Origin of the sequence: Kordiimonas sp. SCSIO 12603 (assembly GCF_024398035.1) — a bacterium.
GTDB lineage: Bacteria > Pseudomonadota > Alphaproteobacteria > Sphingomonadales > Kordiimonadaceae > Kordiimonas.
Window position 1 is genome coordinate 3,793,492 of the sequence record NZ_CP073748.1, and the last position, 14,630, is coordinate 3,808,121.

Consider the following 14,630-nt stretch of genomic DNA (forward strand, 5'->3'; position numbering starts at 1 on the left):
CTTAAGCGGTTTTTTTGAAGTGGCGCACCGGGGAGGATTCGAACCCCCGGCCCCCAGATTCGTAGTCTGGTGCTCTATCCAGCTGAGCTACCGGTGCGCGTTATTCAATTGTGTTGCCTCGCTTTGCAGCGTGGCGTGCGGCGGAACATATAAGATTGTTTTTATAATGCAAGAGAGAAATCGCTTTTTCTTTGAAATTATCTGCTATAATACCATTATAAAATAGATAACCCATTGATAATACAGGATTTTAAATGCGAAATTCGCACATAAAAAATTGCAGTTTTTTTGTAACAATCATGCTTCTGGGCGCCTGTAGCAGCACATCCGGTGATTGGCCGAGTCTGGCAGAACCACTTCCTGATACAGCTGAGCATGAACGGGTTATTGAACGAGCAGAACCAACCAACACCCGACCGCAAGAAGAAAAATCCCCGCTCACCACATCAACCGCTATCAAGCTCTTTGATTCGACCGAGGCTAAACTCAAGAATATCCTTACGGATTACCTGAATACGAAAAATAGAATAGAATCAGCAACTGGTGACAATAAGCTTATTGAATGGCGTGATGCACAGCTAAAGCTGACACGATACAGCAATATGCTAAGCAAGTTTGATGCTATCGTTGATTCCCCTTCCCTAATGAAAACGGGCATTTGGAAAAAAGCATTTGAAACCAAGCAAGCGTTAGATGTGTTCATTATAGGAGAACGAGAAGCCCTAGCAGCTATGCAGCCTTAACAGCTTTCTCAATAGCTTTGGCAACACAGTCAGCGGCCAAGGTACCGGCAACCGCCATAGTGGTTGCCATAGCATCCTTAGAAACTTCTTTATCACCTGTCGCCATAGCAAAAACCGTGTCACCGTCAAACGGCGTGTGAATAGGCCTAATCGCTCTAGCGTAACCATCCTGTGCCATCATGGCGAGCCGCGTACAGCCTGCTTTATCAAGCTTCAAGTTGGTCGCCACAGCGCCAATGGTCGTATTCGTACCAACAAAGCCAAGCTTCGGCATTTCAATAGTGCCGTGCTCCATAGGCACATCATGCACCGTCGGCCCAAAACTATTCACCGCAACAATTGCAGATACAATCAAACCGTCTTCTGTTTCGAGGCTCGCACTAGCGATTCCGCCCTGAACACCACCTGCTGTTGCGCCGTGCCCTGCACCAAAACGGCCATGCTCAACTGTGGTGGACAGGTTATTCAGTGCTTCAAGGCCAAGGCGGCGATATGGTGCTTCCGCCCCCCAGTTTTTATCGCCACCGTTTTTCAAATCAAAAAGAATAGCTGACGGCACTACGGGTAATGCTCTTGGTCCAAACGGGAAACCGATACCCTTCTCAGAAAGCGCCTCTGTTACAGCGCCCGCAGCATCTAGGCCAAAAACTGAACCACCAGATAATACAAGACCATGAAATTCTTCAACAAGACATGTTGGATCAAGCGCATTTGTATCACGTGTACCCGGGCCGCCACCACGAACATCAACCCCCATAGGAATTGGGTTATCAGGAATGATAACCGTGGTTCCGGTATTTACGCCAACATCGTGCGCCTGCCCCACCTTGATACCCATAACATCAGTGAAGCTATCGGTTTTACCCGGCGTTGCTGTAATTTTCATGATTAGTCCTCAATACCCGGCAGGCATACTTTGAAAGTAGTGCCTTCTGGGCCTGTTGTATCGAGCCCAATCTGGCCACCATGCGCCAGTACTATATCTCTTGCGGTTGCCAGACCAAGGCCTGTCCCCCCTGCCTTAGCCGATGTGAATGCCTTAAAGAGGTTTGGCTTCACATGCTCAGGGATACCTGGCCCCGCATCCGTTATATACGTGTGTGTGGTGCCGTCAGGGTCGCGTTCAGCTCTAACTGTAATGGTACCCTTGCCGTTCTGCACTTCATGAGCATTCCTGCAAAGGTTGAGGAAGACACGATGGATTTGCTCAGGATCAGCAATAATAATGAAATCATCGTTAAGCTGGATATCAAACGTAAAATCTTCATTATCCATCAGCCCAAGCGACATGCCCACATCTTCAAGAAGCGAACGTAGGCTCATTTCCTCAGGGACTGGTTCAGGTTCTTCCACTTTCCCGTGGCGCATTGTGCTCTCACAAAGTGCTACTGCCCGGCTAACCGCCGTCATCAAACGCCGGGAAACCTTCTTCACGAGTGGGTCATCAATGCGCTGCAACGTATCAGACGCTAACTGAGCTGTAGCAAGAATATTCCTGAGGTCATGGTTAATTTTCGCAACGGCTTCACCAAGGGAAGCCAACCGGTTCTTCTGTTTCAAGCTGGCACGGAGTTCATCCTGCATGCGCGCAAGCTCACGCTCTACCAACCCAATTTCATCTGAACGCAATGAGCTTCTGCGCATTCTGGAAATTGCTTCTGGTTTGCGGCGAAATTCAACAATACTATCTTTTACCCGGCGCATCGGACGTACCAGCATCCAGTGTAGCGACAGATAAACAAGAATCCCCACAAAGAGTGAAATGATCACAGAGAGAATCAGGAGATTATTTGAATAATTCCTTAGCGCCTCATAAAGATCAGCCTCATCAAGCGTTACTTCAAAGAGACGTGTGCCTGAAACCATTGGATCACCAGTCACCCGGACAATACGGTCCCCTTTAGCTTTTAAGGCACCAAAAGCATCGCGGATCAATTCACCAAGTGATGGCTGCCGCATATCAAATTCCGCATCAACGCGCTCAGGGATAAAATCAATCCCGAGCAGCAAGCTGATATCTTCACGGCGCATGATAATTGAAAGCACACCAGAGGTATCAAGAAGCCGTTTTTCATACTCAGGGCTGATCATATTGTTTTCAGCTACTTCAAGAGCAATCGCAGCAATCTGCGCATTTTCCAGGCGCTTTTCCAAAAATTCCTGACGGAATGTAGCGATAGACGGCAAATATACAAAGCCCGAGACAATCATCACAAAGATGAATGTAAGGATCAAAAGGCGTGATCTTAAACTAGATGAAACTGGTCTATAATGCTCTGGCATAAAAAGCGTTTGACCCTATTCCCAATGAAATTGCAAGCAAGATTGTTTCACAATATAAGAAACATAGATTAACCATATAGTGACAGGCTTTAAAACCAAGAAAACACGAAAATTGTTATAAAAAGGCAATAATCGTTGTTTCCTGTGTTTAGCATGGTTGACTCTGGCCTAGGAGGGGAGTATACACCGCTCTCGAAATTTAAGCACCCGCCGCAAACTGCGATGTTCGGGTGATAACTGGAGTAAAACAAGTGAAACGCACCTTTCAACCAAGTGTGTTGGTACGCAAACGTCGTCACGGTTTCCGTGCACGTAAAGCGACTGTAGGCGGCCGTAAGATTCTGGCAGCTCGTCGTGCAAGAGGCCGTAAGCGCCTTTCTGCGTAAAGGTCTTTCGCTCGCTTAACACGCGACACAGTTACACATTTGAAAAGCCGACCGTGATTTTTCCGGTCGGCTTTTCGATTTTAAGGCACAGGCTTAACTCATGGCGGACAGCGCAGAAAAATTAGTGCGAATCAAGAAGCGGCCCGAGTATCTGGCTGTATCTTCTACGCGCCGCCGCTGGGTAACCCCATCATTTATACTTCAGGCAAAGCCGCCTGTTGGCAATGATACCGAGACACCACCTCGTGCAGGCTTCACTGCTTCAAAGAAAGTAGGGAACGCGGTAAAGCGGAGTAAAGCAAAACGCCGAATCCGTGAGGCTGCGCGTCTGGTTGTGCCGGGAAACGGTCAAACCGGATGGGATTATGTCTTTGTCTGCAGGGAATGCATGACAGATTACCCATTTGAGAAATTATGCTCTGATATCAAGTGGGCTCTTGCAAAACTGGCCTCCGGTGCCGATTTAAAGACGAAGCCTAAAAAACAGAAGCGTGGGTAATCAGCAAATGTCATCCAAACCTCAAGCAACAGGAAAGTCGCCGCTAGCATGGCTTTTTCACGGGCTTGTAAGGTTCTACCAGTTGTTTATTTCCCCGTTTTTAGCGCCCAGGTGCCGCTACCAACCAACCTGTAGCCAATATGCTATTGAAGCACTTCAAACGCATGGCGGCTTAAAAGGAGGCTGGTTAGCCGCAAAACGCATAGCAAAATGCCATCCTTGGGGTGGATTTGGTTATGATCCTGTGCCACAAAGCAGCAACGAGTCGGCTGATGCATTAAATTCAGCATCAAAACCGAAAGAAAATTTATGTACCGCTGGCACTTGCCAGCAGGATAGTCAGGGTAAGATATCCGATGGGTGAAAATAAGAACTTTATCCTCTTCGCCGTAATTTCTATGGCGATTCTTTTTGGATATAACTTTCTTGTAGCAGGTCCGAAAAAAGAGGCTGCACTACGGGAATATCAGCGTCAACAGCAGGAACTTGTACTTCAACAAGATAGCGGCGGAGCTATTGATGCACCTGCCATTGATCCGGATTTGCAAACACCAAGCAAACACACACCTGTAGCGCGCTCACTTGCGCTTGAAGATGCTGGTTTTGTAAAGATTGATACACCAGAACTTTCTGGTTCTATCTCTCTTCGTGGTGCACGTTTTGATGATTTGTCTCTTAAGAACCACAACATTGAACAAGATGAAAACTCTGACAACATTCATCTGTTTAACAAACTGAATGGTTCAAACCCATATTTTGCAAGCTTCGGTTGGTTTGACCAAACCCAGACAGACGCACCTACTGTCGATAGCGCCTGGACAACTGATAATGATACCCTAACACCTGAAACTCCTGTTACTCTTGCTTGGGATAACGGTAAAGGCGTTCGCTACCTTATTAAAGTAGCTGTTGATAACCAGTTTATGTTCACCGTTACACAATCTGTAGTGAACACATCTGGTGCACCAGTTACTGTTGCACCGTACGGGGCTATTGAACGCCGCGGCACACCAGAAACAGACGGCATGATCGTACTTCATGAAGGTATGATTGGTGTGTTTAATGATGCCTTAGAAGAAATTAGCTACGATGATATTAAAGATGACGGCACCTTTGACGCACCAACAAAAGGCGGCTGGATGGGTATCACAGATAAATTCTGGATGTCTTCTCTTATCCCGGATCAATCTGCAGATTTGAAACGCGCACGCCTGCGTTACCGCAACAATGGTGGTACGGATACATATTTTGCTGATTACCTGCAGGACTGGCGTGTAGTAGCCTCTGGTGCTTCTTTTGAAACAACAAACCGCCTTTATGCTGGTGCGAAAATCGTTGAAGCAATTAATGACTATCAGGAACAGTATGATATTCCGCTCTTTGATCGTGCTATCGACTGGGGTTGGTTCTGGTTCCTGACACAGCCAATCTTCTTTGGCCTTCACTGGCTCTTTGTTCTTACTGGTAACTACGGTATCGCTATTCTATTGATGACAGTGGTATTGAAAGGGCTTGTATTCCCGCTAGCGAACAAATCATATCGCTCTATGGCGCATATGAAAAAAGCGCAGCCAAAGATCAAAGCTCTTCAGGAACGCTACAAAGACGATAAACAGCGCATGCAGCAGGAAATGATGGCTCTTTACCAGAAAGAGAAAATCAACCCGATGGCTGGCTGTTTGCCGATGATTCCGCAGATTTTCATCTTCTTCGCGCTGTATAAAACGCTATATGTAACTATTGAAATGCGCCATCAGCCATTCTTTGGTTGGATCACCGATTTGTCTGCAAAAGATCCGTTAACACCGCTCAACGCATTTGGCCTTATCCCTTGGGATCCGCCAAGCATTATCGCCATTGGTGTTCTACCGATTCTGATGGGCGTTTCCATGTATTTCCAGCAAAAGCTGAATCCACAGACAAATATGGACCCAGCGCAGCAGAAAATCATGAATATGCTGCCAATTATCTTCACGTTTATTATGGCAAACTTCAGCGCTGGCCTTGTGCTTTACTGGACATGGAACAACATCCTTACCATTGCGCAGCAGACTTTCATTATGAAACGTGAAAACGCTAAAACCGAAGGTCAGTAAATGACTGAAGAAGAACGCTTCACAGCTGATGATATTAATCGGGGCCGGCTACTGTTTGCCGGCCCTGTAGACTTTATGATGGGTGCCGTTTCGCTGAAAACCCTGCCTGGCGCTGACCGGCCAGAAATCGCTTTTGCGGGCCGCTCAAACGTTGGTAAATCAAGCCTTGTAAACGCACTAACCGGGCGCAACACGCTGGCACGCACATCCAACACACCAGGACGCACACAGGAACTTAACTTCTTCAAGATGGGCGAACAGATGGACCAAGCAGCCTATCTGGTTGACCTGCCCGGTTATGGCTACGCTAAGATTGAGCGCAAGAAGGTGCAGGCTTGGACAAGGCTCGTGAAAGATTATCTTCGTGGTCGCCCGAACCTGCGACGGATCATGCTGCTTATTGATAGCCGCCATGGTCTTAAAGAAAATGACCGCGAAATCATGAAGATGCTGGATGATGCAGCAGTGAATTATCAAATCGTGCTGACGAAACTTGATAAGCTCAAAGTTGCTGAACGCGAAAAAGCGCTTAAAAAAGCATCTGCGGATGCCAAGACCTTTATCGCGTGCCACCCTATTGTGCTGGCAACAAGCAGTGAAAAAGGCTGGGGTCTGGAAGAAGTACGCGCTGAAATCGCACAGCTTACACGCTTCTAATACTACAGCTTCAAGGCAGAGAGTGTTTCGTCGGAGACACTCTCAAAATCATTTAAGAGTTGTTCTAACTCAGACCAAGAACGGTTCTCCTTCCCTGCCATCTCTAGTTCCAGACAGGCTTCTCCCAATTTCATAGCCCCGAAACTTCGAACCGCACTTTTAAGTGCATGGGCCTGATTCTCAAGCATGTGGTAATCTTGGGCTATAAAATGCTGCCGAAGTGCTACAGCACCTTTACCAATCTCACCCTGTAAGGAGCCAAGGAGCATAAGGGCGACATCATCCCCCACATCTGATTTCATGCGTTCAAAAACGCTTTCATCAAATACCGGATATGTATCTCCCACTGGCGTCCCCTATTCCTCAGTTGCTTTCGCACGTTCAGCGTATGATGGCGCCGCCAAACGGTAAACCCCCTTCAAGCCTTCAGGTGAAACAACTTTACGCTTTCTGATAAAGAGCAGCTTTTCTTCTGTATGAAGCAGCTTGGAGATATGACGAATGCGCGGCAACAACTTGCGCCAGTCATCATCTTTCGAAGTAAGCGCCTGTGCCACATCACGAGGGGCAGTGCTTACCTTCTCACTCATCTGTTTCAGGATTTCATCCCTGATATTATCGTCTGTAATTACCACGTTTCACTCCAAACCTTCGGTAAATCGCATATATCACACAGTTTATGCGGTTTTTCCTTTCCCATGCCTGTTTCTACGGCTACTGTCCAGCGCAAAAGAGCCACAAAGGATGTGACAATGCGTAAAACAGCAAAGGTAGCCGCAGGTTTGCTGGCCCTTTCACTTGCTGCCTGTAGCGAGAATAGCAGCACCGATACAAAAACAGAAGATGCAGACGCTGATCTGAACTTTTGCCAAACAATAGATTTTAAGGAAGCTACTCCTCCCATGAGTGAAGACAACGTAAAATATCTCGAAGAAAACAAAGCTAAAGACGGCGTTCAGGTTTCTGAAACAGGCCTACAGTACCGCGTGATCGAATCTGGCGATGGTGCCACTCCAGGCGTAGAAGATTTCGTAACTGTTCACTATTCTGGTTGCTTGATCGACGGTACAGAATTTGACAGCAGCTACAAGCGCGGTGAGCCGATCTCATTCCCGACAAATGGTGTGATCCCAGGTTGGGTTGAAGCACTTCAAATGATGAAAGTTGGTGATAAGTACGAACTTACTATCCCATCTGACCTTGCCTATGGCGATCAAGGCGCTGGCGGTGTTATTCCTCCAAAAGCGACACTAATTTTCCAGGTAGAACTGCTTGACGTTAAAACGCGTGCGGAGATGGAAGCGGAAGCTGAAAAAGCTCTTGCTGAATTCAAGAATGAACAGTTCACTTTCCTTGATGACAATGCAAAGAAAGAAGGCATCAATGTAACTGAATCTGGCCTTCAGTACCGCGTGATTGAAGAAGGTACAGGCAAATCACCATCAGCAACATCTGACGTAACAGTGCACTATGAAGGCAAACTGACAACTGGTGATGTATTCGACAGCAGTTACAAGCGTGGCAGCACTTCAAGCTTCCCACTTAATCAAGTAATTGCTGGCTGGACAGAAGGCCTACAATTGATGAAAGAAGGCGGCAAGTACGAATTCTTCATTCCACATGACATTGGTTATGGTGAGCGCGGTTCTCGCACAATCCCACCATTTGCAACGCTTATCTTCACTGTAGAGCTAGTTTCAGTAGATAGCTAAAGCATACACATAACGCCGTAGCAGCTGTTGAAAATGTATTTGAAGATAAAATACAGGATAATATCAACGGCTGCTAATGCGCCAAGCACAGGCGCAAAAACATGCTTGAAGGCAATCCAATAAGCCCCAAGGGTTAAGCGAGCCGGCGGAATACGCCATCCCATTATTGTCTCAACTGTCTTTTTCCTGTTAAACATGCTGGCAATGGTAACTGAAGAGACCGTATATGCAACAAGCATTTAGCCAGCTTGAAATTAAAGAAAGTATCCTGAACCCTGCTGAGTGGGCAGCTGTGGATGATGATACCCCTCTTCCGTTACAGCAACATCCAACATACGGAGATGCAGTTGCAAACTTTGGCTCAACAGCACGGCAACTAACAATCAGGGATAACGACAAAACCATTGCCCTTGCTCTTATTATCAAGCGTAAATTCTTTGGTGTTATCCGCTTCAGCACAATTTTCAGAGGCCCCGCATGGTGCCAACCGGGCCTAACCACCGACCAGAAGCTCGACGTATATCGCGCTATACACAGTCGCTTCAGCCGCTGGAAGTGGGATTTTCTCGCCAGCCTGCCAGAACTGTCTGATACGCCTGAATACATTAACGGGTTAAATAAAACGGGACTTACCCGTGTGATGACAGGCTTTTCCACCGCATGGATTGACCTACGCCCCAATGAAGAAACCTTGCGCAAGCAACTGAAGGGCAAATGGCGCAACCAGCTGGTGAAAGCGGAGAAAGCGGAAGTTACGGAAAGCCTGAAAATTAGCTTCGGCGGTAAAAAAGCCCACCAATATTCCTGGCTTTTAGAAAAAGAAATTGAACAGCGGGATAACCGCCGATACCAAGCAACGCCGTTGGGAATTGTACCAGCTTTTGAAGCCGCTATTACCCCTAAATCACAGTCAGGTATTTTATCGACTACTGCTCTTCACGGCAGGCGCAAAGTAGCGGGCGGCCTGTTTCTTTTGCACGGTAACAGTGCCACCTATCATATCGGTTGGGCAGGTGATGACGGCCGCGCCCTCAATGCACAAAATCGGGTTTTATGGGAAACCATGCTTGAACTGAAAAAACGCGGTATTAAGTTTTTAGACTTAGGAGGCCTCAACACCGCTGATCTGGGTGGTATTGCCCGCTTTAAATTAGGCACTGGCGCTGAACCATTAACCCTCGCTGGAACTTTTGTTTGATAGGAAAATCCTTGGAAACTCCGTTAGGTTTTGAAGATATCTGGCAAAGCTACCGTAGTAGTCTCAAATCGTTTCTACAGTCGAAAGTAGCTAATCAGGCCGATGTAGATGATCTGTTGCAGGATATCCTGATCAAAACCTACAACAATCTCCATACGCTGAAAGAGGCTAAAAGCGCAAAAGCATGGCTGTTCCAGATCGCTAACCATACCATCATTGATTTCTACCGGAAAAGCAGCGCTCCAAAACCACTTTCCGCCGATGATCTGTGGTACAATCAATCAGATGATAGCATCCGAACAGCCTTAGAACACTGCATCGAACCTTTCATAAAAGCTCTGCCTGAAGAGAGTGCCAACCTACTGATTGCTATAGACCTTAAAGGGAAAGCCCAGAGGGAACTCGCTCAGGAAATGAACATCAGTTATTCTACTTTGAAATCTCGCGTGCAGAAAAGCAGAATGCGACTTCTCAAACTCTTTGAAGATTGCTGTCATTTCAGCATTGATAGCCGCGGCAATATCACTGACTACACACCAAAGAACGATAAATACAAAAACTGCTGATCTTTTTTTCGTCTTTCTGAAAACTGCCTCGTCTTAGGGGTGTAACAACAGAAAGAAAAACCCATGATTAAAGTTATTAGTTTTAAAATATGCCCATTCGTGCAGCGCGTAACAGCCCTGCTGGAGGCCAAAAGCATCCCCTATGAAATTGATTTCATCAGCCTCAAGGATAAGCCGCAGTGGTTCCTTGATATCTCGCCAACAGGACAAGTACCTGTGCTTATTGCAAAAGATGGAACACCACTTTTTGAATCAGATGCTATCATCGAATATATTGATGAGATATCAGAACCACTGGAGGCTGATTTAACCCCGGAAGCCAAAGCGTTGAACCGGGCGTGGAGTTATCAGGCATCTAAACATTATCTCGTTCAGTGTAGCGCCATGCGTAGCCCGGATGAAGAAACCCTCACAGAACGCAGTAGCAATCTCGGCAAAGCATTTGCCAAAGCTGAAAAACAGTTAGGTGATGGCCCATACTTTAGTGGCAACACAATTGGCAATGTAGATATCGCGTGGTTGGTACTGCTCCACCGCACGGAAATCATTCTTAAGGAAACAGGGTATGATTTCCTCGCAGGCTACTCAAAGGTACAGGCATGGCGTGAGGCCTTAATGAAAACTGGGCTAGCGGAAAAATCTGTTGCAGAGGATTTCGAGCAAAGCTTCACTGATTTCTATCTTTCGGACAAAACTTTTTTAGGTACGGGAAGCAACTGCGCTGTACCTCGTAATGAACCTTGCGGCGCTTGTTGTTAAGCACCCTGAATGGTGCTTTGGTTATCTGAAGCACCACACTTTTATGATAAAAACCTAAACGAACAACCTAAGCTTCTGTTAACAAACACAGCAGCAATACCAAAAACGCAAAAAAGCTATGCAAAACTTGATGTTTTGTCTGGATTTATTAAATGTGATATTATAACTGTACGGTTAAATTATAACATTTGGTGATTCTGTGGATTTAGCACTCGTCATATCAGTTCTCGTTCTTATTGCGGCACCGCTTCTGGCTCGGCTTGTTAACAAGCACCCAAGCCTGAAGGGCGGGCTGGACGGTTTTGTGCTGATTACAGTTCTCGGATTGATCACTCTCACGCTTTTGCCTGAAGCACTGAATACAGGTGGGCTATGGGGTTTAGTGGTTGCTGCATTCGGCTTTTTCCTGCCTTGGATTACCGAACGCATGTTCCATAAATCTGAAGAGATGACCCACCGGGTGTTGATGTTTATCGCAGCCCTTGCCCTTGTTATTCATGCAGCAAGCGACGGTGCCATCCTCGCTTTTGCAAACAATATGGAACATGGTTCATTCCTCGCTACGGGCGTCGTGCTCCACCGCGTTGGAGTAGCCATTGCGGTATGGTGGCTTCTAAGACCTATTCTAACCACCTTTGGCGGTATTGCGGTGTTACTGGCACTTGGTGCCGTTACTATGGTTGGGTATTTTATGGTGCTGTTCGCAGGCGAATGGTACAGCGTTCCACTGGTGGGTTACTGGCAAGCATTTGCTGCAGGTTCTTTGTTCCATATTGTGATGCACCCGCTGGAAGACCACAACACTGCACCTGAGCCGCACACAAGCGGCGCACACCGCATTGGTACGGCCTTCGGTATCATCTTTATCATCAGCTTGATAAGCGCTCACTATTTCCAGCACGCACCGGGACCAATAGTGGAAGCAGTACACGCACATGATAGTCACCACGATGTAGATATGCTCGCAGGCGTTGGCCGTCTGATTGCTCCTATCATGCTCCTTGTTATGGGAGGAGCTGGCATTTACGCGCATATCCAAGGGCAAGGCTTTAAAAAGAGTTATGAAGCAGTGCAGGCTGTTGCACCGTGGACCGTGCTCCTATGGTTGTGCTTAGGTATTCTCGCGGCCCTTTTCCCTGAAGTTCTTCCAATGGCTGAACACGGTGAAATACTCTTCGCTATCTGGCTCATCGCCCTTTCTGCCATTATCGTACACACTGGCGCGCGGGCTTTCTTTTCTGTACTTATGCCATCTTTCGTCATGCATAAGCATAGCCATAGCCATTCACATCATTAATTCACTTGCCCAAATGCGCATAGCGGTGTAGCCAAATCCTGAAATACAGGAGAAAGCATGCGGTTTTCGGGCAAATCTATATTGGTAACAGGCGGCACATCAGGCTTTGGTGAAGCGATCGTTAAACTCTTCACCGAAGAAGGCGGCCATGTTTACTTTTGTGGTTTAGTTGACCATGAAGGTGAGCGCGTAGTGCAGGAAGCATCTGCCACTGCTGGTAAAGCTTTCTATATGCATGCTGATGTACGAGACGAAACCAGTATTAAAGCGTTTATTGATCATGTAGCCACACAAGAAGGAAAACTGGACATCGCTGTAAACAATGCGGGGATAAGCCATACTGCCGCCCGTTTTGCAGACCAGGATATGGAAACCGTGCAAAACGTAATGAACACCAATGTGTTTGGTATCTGGCATAGTATGCGTTTTGAAATCCCGCATATGATTGCATCTGGCGGAGGGGCAATTGTTAATATCGCCTCAATTCTTTCAAAATCTGGTGCGGGCTGGATGGCAGCTTATGGAACCAGTAAACACGCAGTTATCGGTATGACCAAAAGCGCATCTCTTGATTATGTAAGCGAAAACATCCGCATCAATGCTGTATCACCGGGCCCTATGCTTACCCCTATGTTCCAGCGTGCGCTCGATGATATTGGTGGCGACATGAGCAAGTTTGCAGGCGGGTTGCCAGATGGCGGCCCGGCTGATCCAAAAGAGGTTGCCAAAACAGTGCTCCACCTTGCCAGTGAAGAAGCCAGCTATATGAACGGTGCAAACATCGTGGTGGACGGCGGCACATCAAGCGGTTAAGGCCATATGGATGCCGCATTCATCCTTGAATCTCGTTACATTAACTACCAGCTATATTTATTAAGCGCTTTAGGAGACACAACCAATGAACATGGTAAGCCAATGGTTCAGAAAAACCTTTTCTGACACACAGGTTGTGCTTCTGGTAATTGTTCTCATTCTCACCGCACTGGCTGCGACTTTTTTCGCAAGTATGCTTGCACCAGCTATTGCAGCAGTTGTGGTTGCCTTTCTTCTGGACGGGCCAATTGAATGGCTGAAGCGAAAAGGCATGGGCAGTATGCCTGCGCTCGTGTTTGTTTACCTGAGCTTTCTCTTTGTCTCTATCATCACACTTTTGGCAGTGGTTCCTCCCCTGATTAATCAGATTGGTGCTTTTATTCAGGATAGCCCTGCAATGGCCGCAAGCCTCCAAACTGCTTTGATGCAGCTGCAGGAGCGATTCCCTGATATGATTTCAGAAGAACAGGTGCAGGGACTATTTTCCAACATCGGCAATGAAATTGCCAATTTAGGCCCTCGCATTCTGCAGTATTCTGTTTCGGGCCTAACAGGCGCGGTTGCTTTTGTTGTTTATGCAGTACTTGTACCCGTGATGGTGTTCTTCTTCCTCAAGGATAAGGATGCGATCTTGAACTGGTTTGGCGGTTTTTTACCAACTGACAAGCCTCTACTTGAACAGGTGTGGCGCGAAATTACCGAGCGTGCAGGTGATTATGCCCGTGGTAAAGTATATGAAATTCTCATTGTGGCCGTAGCTGCCTTTGTTACCTATCAGGTGATTGGGCTTCGCTATGCAACACTGCTTGCGGTCGCAACTGGTCTTAGCGTTCTAATTCCATATTTTGGTGCTGCTACAGTCACTTTCCCTGTAGCTCTCGTGGCCTACTTCCAATGGGGAATGGGGAGCGAGATGCTGGTAGCTGTAGGAGCATATTTGGTGCTTCAGGCGCTTGACGGCAATCTACTTGCGCCACTTCTGTTTTCAGAAGTGGTAAAACTTCATCCAAATGCTATTATTATCGCGATCTTGGTGTTTGGTGGCCTGTGGGGTCTATGGGGCGTTTTCTTTGCCATCCCGCTAGCGACAGTTGCAAACGCCATCATCAGAGCATGGCGTGAACGCAGCGCCGAAAATGATAGATTGCTAACAAGTTAATTTTATTAGCTTTTCAAACGCATATTTATCTGTGTAAATAGAGGGTAGGCAACCGAAGTTTGGGGCACAAAGGTTTATGATACTTGAATCCCGTAGCATCATCTTTTCGAATGATGAACTATTTCTAGCACTGAGACCACTTCTAGAAGGCAGAGGTGTTTCCGAAGATATTTCGGTAACAGATATAGAATCATCACTTGATGCAGAAGGTGAAGTGTTCGTACGCATTCATCAGGCAGACAGCGGCGAACCCATGGAATTTACCAGCAAAGAAGTTGGCAGTGCAGTGCTAAATCACTGTATTGATCAAGGTATTCCACTTCCTCGTGGTTCTTATAAAGAACTGGCAATCCGGGGGGATATGATTGCACTGATCGTACGTCTTGAAACGGGTGGTACATCCTCTGATGTGGAAGAAGGCGAAGAGTAACTCTCCGCCTTCCATTAATTCCCTCTTTTACA

17 protein-coding genes, 1 tRNA gene and 1 pseudogene are annotated in these 14,630 nt (G+C 46.9%); 14 read left to right on the forward strand and 5 right to left on the reverse strand.

Annotated elements, in window-relative coordinates:
- Positions 1-20: 20 nt before the first annotated feature.
- Positions 21-97, reverse strand: a tRNA-Arg gene (locus KFE96_RS17880).
- A gap of 202 nt (positions 98-299) precedes the next feature.
- Here KFE96_RS17880 and KFE96_RS17885 point away from each other — a divergent pair.
- Positions 300-743, forward strand: coding sequence for a hypothetical protein (locus KFE96_RS17885; protein ID WP_255833901.1), 444 nt, complete (start codon positions 300-302; stop codon positions 741-743).
- On the opposite strand, the gene KFE96_RS17890 is transcribed toward KFE96_RS17885, so the two are convergent.
- Positions 730-1,629, reverse strand: coding sequence for a P1 family peptidase (locus KFE96_RS17890; RefSeq protein ID WP_255833902.1), 900 nt, complete (start codon positions 1,627-1,629; stop codon positions 730-732). The genes KFE96_RS17885 and KFE96_RS17890 overlap by 14 nt on opposite strands.
- A 2-nt stretch (positions 1,630-1,631) precedes the next feature.
- Entirely contained in the window at positions 1,632-3,026 is a 1,395-nt protein-coding gene (locus KFE96_RS17895) for a HAMP domain-containing sensor histidine kinase (protein ID WP_247017659.1), read from the reverse strand.
- A 251-nt stretch (positions 3,027-3,277) separates the two neighbouring features.
- On the opposite strand from KFE96_RS17895, the gene rpmH reads away from it, so the two are divergent.
- From rpmH to yihA, 5 genes and pseudogenes are all read left to right on the forward strand, one after another.
- Positions 3,278-3,412 (forward strand): 50S ribosomal protein L34, encoded by a 135-nt coding sequence (gene rpmH, locus KFE96_RS17900; RefSeq protein ID WP_247017661.1) that lies wholly within the window; start codon positions 3,278-3,280, stop codon positions 3,410-3,412.
- A gap of 100 nt (positions 3,413-3,512) precedes the next feature.
- On the forward strand, positions 3,513-3,911 hold the full coding sequence (gene rnpA / locus KFE96_RS17905) for a ribonuclease P protein component (RefSeq protein WP_255833903.1): 399 nt from the start codon (positions 3,513-3,515) through the stop codon (positions 3,909-3,911).
- Between the two features lie 7 nt (positions 3,912-3,918).
- Positions 3,919-4,170 (forward strand): annotated as a pseudogene (gene yidD / locus KFE96_RS17910) (membrane protein insertion efficiency factor YidD); the annotation flags it as partial.
- A 97-nt stretch (positions 4,171-4,267) separates the two neighbouring features.
- Positions 4,268-6,007 carry a membrane protein insertase YidC gene (yidC, locus tag KFE96_RS17915; RefSeq protein ID WP_255833904.1) on the forward strand — a complete coding sequence of 580 codons (1,740 nt, stop codon included), beginning with the start codon at positions 4,268-4,270 and terminating at the stop codon, positions 6,005-6,007.
- Positions 6,008-6,664 (forward strand): ribosome biogenesis GTP-binding protein YihA/YsxC, encoded by a 657-nt coding sequence (yihA, locus tag KFE96_RS17920; protein WP_247017667.1) that lies wholly within the window; start codon positions 6,008-6,010, stop codon positions 6,662-6,664.
- Positions 6,665-6,666: 2 nt separating this feature from the next.
- Here the strand turns inward: yihA and KFE96_RS17925 are convergent, their stop codons facing one another.
- Both KFE96_RS17925 and KFE96_RS17930 read right to left on the reverse strand, forming a co-directional pair.
- Positions 6,667-7,011: an Hpt domain-containing protein gene (locus KFE96_RS17925; protein WP_255833905.1), complete on the reverse strand. Its 345-nt coding sequence runs from the start codon at positions 7,009-7,011 to the stop codon at positions 6,667-6,669.
- A gap of 9 nt (positions 7,012-7,020) precedes the next feature.
- Positions 7,021-7,299 carry a DUF3253 domain-containing protein gene (locus KFE96_RS17930; RefSeq protein ID WP_255833906.1) on the reverse strand — a complete coding sequence of 93 codons (279 nt, stop codon included), beginning with the start codon at positions 7,297-7,299 and terminating at the stop codon, positions 7,021-7,023.
- A gap of 117 nt (positions 7,300-7,416) precedes the next feature.
- Here KFE96_RS17930 and KFE96_RS18210 point away from each other — a divergent pair, with 117 nt between their 5' ends.
- The 8 genes from KFE96_RS18210 to KFE96_RS17975 all read left to right on the forward strand — a co-directional run bounded on the left by KFE96_RS18210 (position 7,417) and on the right by KFE96_RS17975 (position 14,598).
- The gene (locus tag KFE96_RS18210) at positions 7,417-8,376 is read left to right on the forward strand and encodes an FKBP-type peptidyl-prolyl cis-trans isomerase (RefSeq protein ID WP_304665234.1); all 960 of its coding nucleotides are present in this window, start codon (positions 7,417-7,419) and stop codon (positions 8,374-8,376) included.
- A 226-nt stretch (positions 8,377-8,602) separates the two neighbouring features.
- Positions 8,603-9,574, forward strand: coding sequence for a peptidoglycan bridge formation glycyltransferase FemA/FemB family protein (locus tag KFE96_RS17945; RefSeq protein WP_255833907.1), 972 nt, complete (start codon positions 8,603-8,605; stop codon positions 9,572-9,574).
- 11 nt (positions 9,575-9,585) lie between these two features.
- The gene (gene sigZ / locus KFE96_RS17950; protein ID WP_255833909.1) at positions 9,586-10,140 is read left to right on the forward strand and encodes an RNA polymerase sigma factor SigZ; all 555 of its coding nucleotides are present in this window, start codon (positions 9,586-9,588) and stop codon (positions 10,138-10,140) included.
- A gap of 63 nt (positions 10,141-10,203) precedes the next feature.
- Positions 10,204-10,899: a glutathione S-transferase family protein gene (locus tag KFE96_RS17955; protein ID WP_255833910.1), complete on the forward strand. Its 696-nt coding sequence runs from the start codon at positions 10,204-10,206 to the stop codon at positions 10,897-10,899.
- 199 nt (positions 10,900-11,098) lie between these two features.
- Positions 11,099-12,196, forward strand: a complete 1,098-nt coding sequence (locus tag KFE96_RS17960) for a hypothetical protein (protein ID WP_255833911.1) — start codon at positions 11,099-11,101, stop codon at positions 12,194-12,196.
- A 57-nt stretch (positions 12,197-12,253) separates the two neighbouring features.
- Positions 12,254-13,009 carry an SDR family NAD(P)-dependent oxidoreductase gene (locus tag KFE96_RS17965; RefSeq protein WP_255833912.1) on the forward strand — a complete coding sequence of 252 codons (756 nt, stop codon included), beginning with the start codon at positions 12,254-12,256 and terminating at the stop codon, positions 13,007-13,009.
- 85 nt (positions 13,010-13,094) lie between these two features.
- On the forward strand, positions 13,095-14,168 hold the full coding sequence (locus tag KFE96_RS17970) for an AI-2E family transporter (RefSeq protein ID WP_247017683.1): 1,074 nt from the start codon (positions 13,095-13,097) through the stop codon (positions 14,166-14,168).
- 76 nt (positions 14,169-14,244) lie between these two features.
- Positions 14,245-14,598 (forward strand): hypothetical protein, encoded by a 354-nt coding sequence (locus KFE96_RS17975; RefSeq protein WP_255833913.1) that lies wholly within the window; start codon positions 14,245-14,247, stop codon positions 14,596-14,598.
- Positions 14,599-14,630: the final 32 nt, after the last annotated feature.

Excerpts from the sequence above, each read along its gene's own strand:
- KFE96_RS17885 (WP_255833901.1), top strand. The coding sequence starts at position 300 with ATGCTTCTGGGCGCCTGTAGCAGCACATCCGGTGATTGGCCGAGTCTG.
- KFE96_RS17890 (WP_255833902.1), bottom strand. The coding sequence starts at position 1,629 with ATGAAAATTACAGCAACGCCGGGTAAAACCGATAGCTTCACTGATGTT.
- KFE96_RS17895 (WP_247017659.1), bottom strand. The coding sequence starts at position 3,026 with ATGCCAGAGCATTATAGACCAGTTTCATCTAGTTTAAGATCACGCCTT.
- rnpA (WP_255833903.1), top strand. The coding sequence starts at position 3,513 with ATGGCGGACAGCGCAGAAAAATTAGTGCGAATCAAGAAGCGGCCCGAG.
- yidC (WP_255833904.1), top strand. The coding sequence starts at position 4,268 with ATGGGTGAAAATAAGAACTTTATCCTCTTCGCCGTAATTTCTATGGCG.
- yihA (WP_247017667.1), top strand. The coding sequence starts at position 6,008 with ATGACTGAAGAAGAACGCTTCACAGCTGATGATATTAATCGGGGCCGG.
- KFE96_RS18210 (WP_304665234.1), top strand. The coding sequence starts at position 7,417 with ATGCGTAAAACAGCAAAGGTAGCCGCAGGTTTGCTGGCCCTTTCACTT.
- KFE96_RS17945 (WP_255833907.1), top strand. The coding sequence starts at position 8,603 with ATGCAACAAGCATTTAGCCAGCTTGAAATTAAAGAAAGTATCCTGAAC.
- KFE96_RS17955 (WP_255833910.1), top strand. The coding sequence starts at position 10,204 with ATGATTAAAGTTATTAGTTTTAAAATATGCCCATTCGTGCAGCGCGTA.
- KFE96_RS17965 (WP_255833912.1), top strand. The coding sequence starts at position 12,254 with ATGCGGTTTTCGGGCAAATCTATATTGGTAACAGGCGGCACATCAGGC.
- KFE96_RS17970 (WP_247017683.1), top strand. The coding sequence starts at position 13,095 with ATGAACATGGTAAGCCAATGGTTCAGAAAAACCTTTTCTGACACACAG.
- KFE96_RS17975 (WP_255833913.1), top strand. The coding sequence starts at position 14,245 with ATGATACTTGAATCCCGTAGCATCATCTTTTCGAATGATGAACTATTT.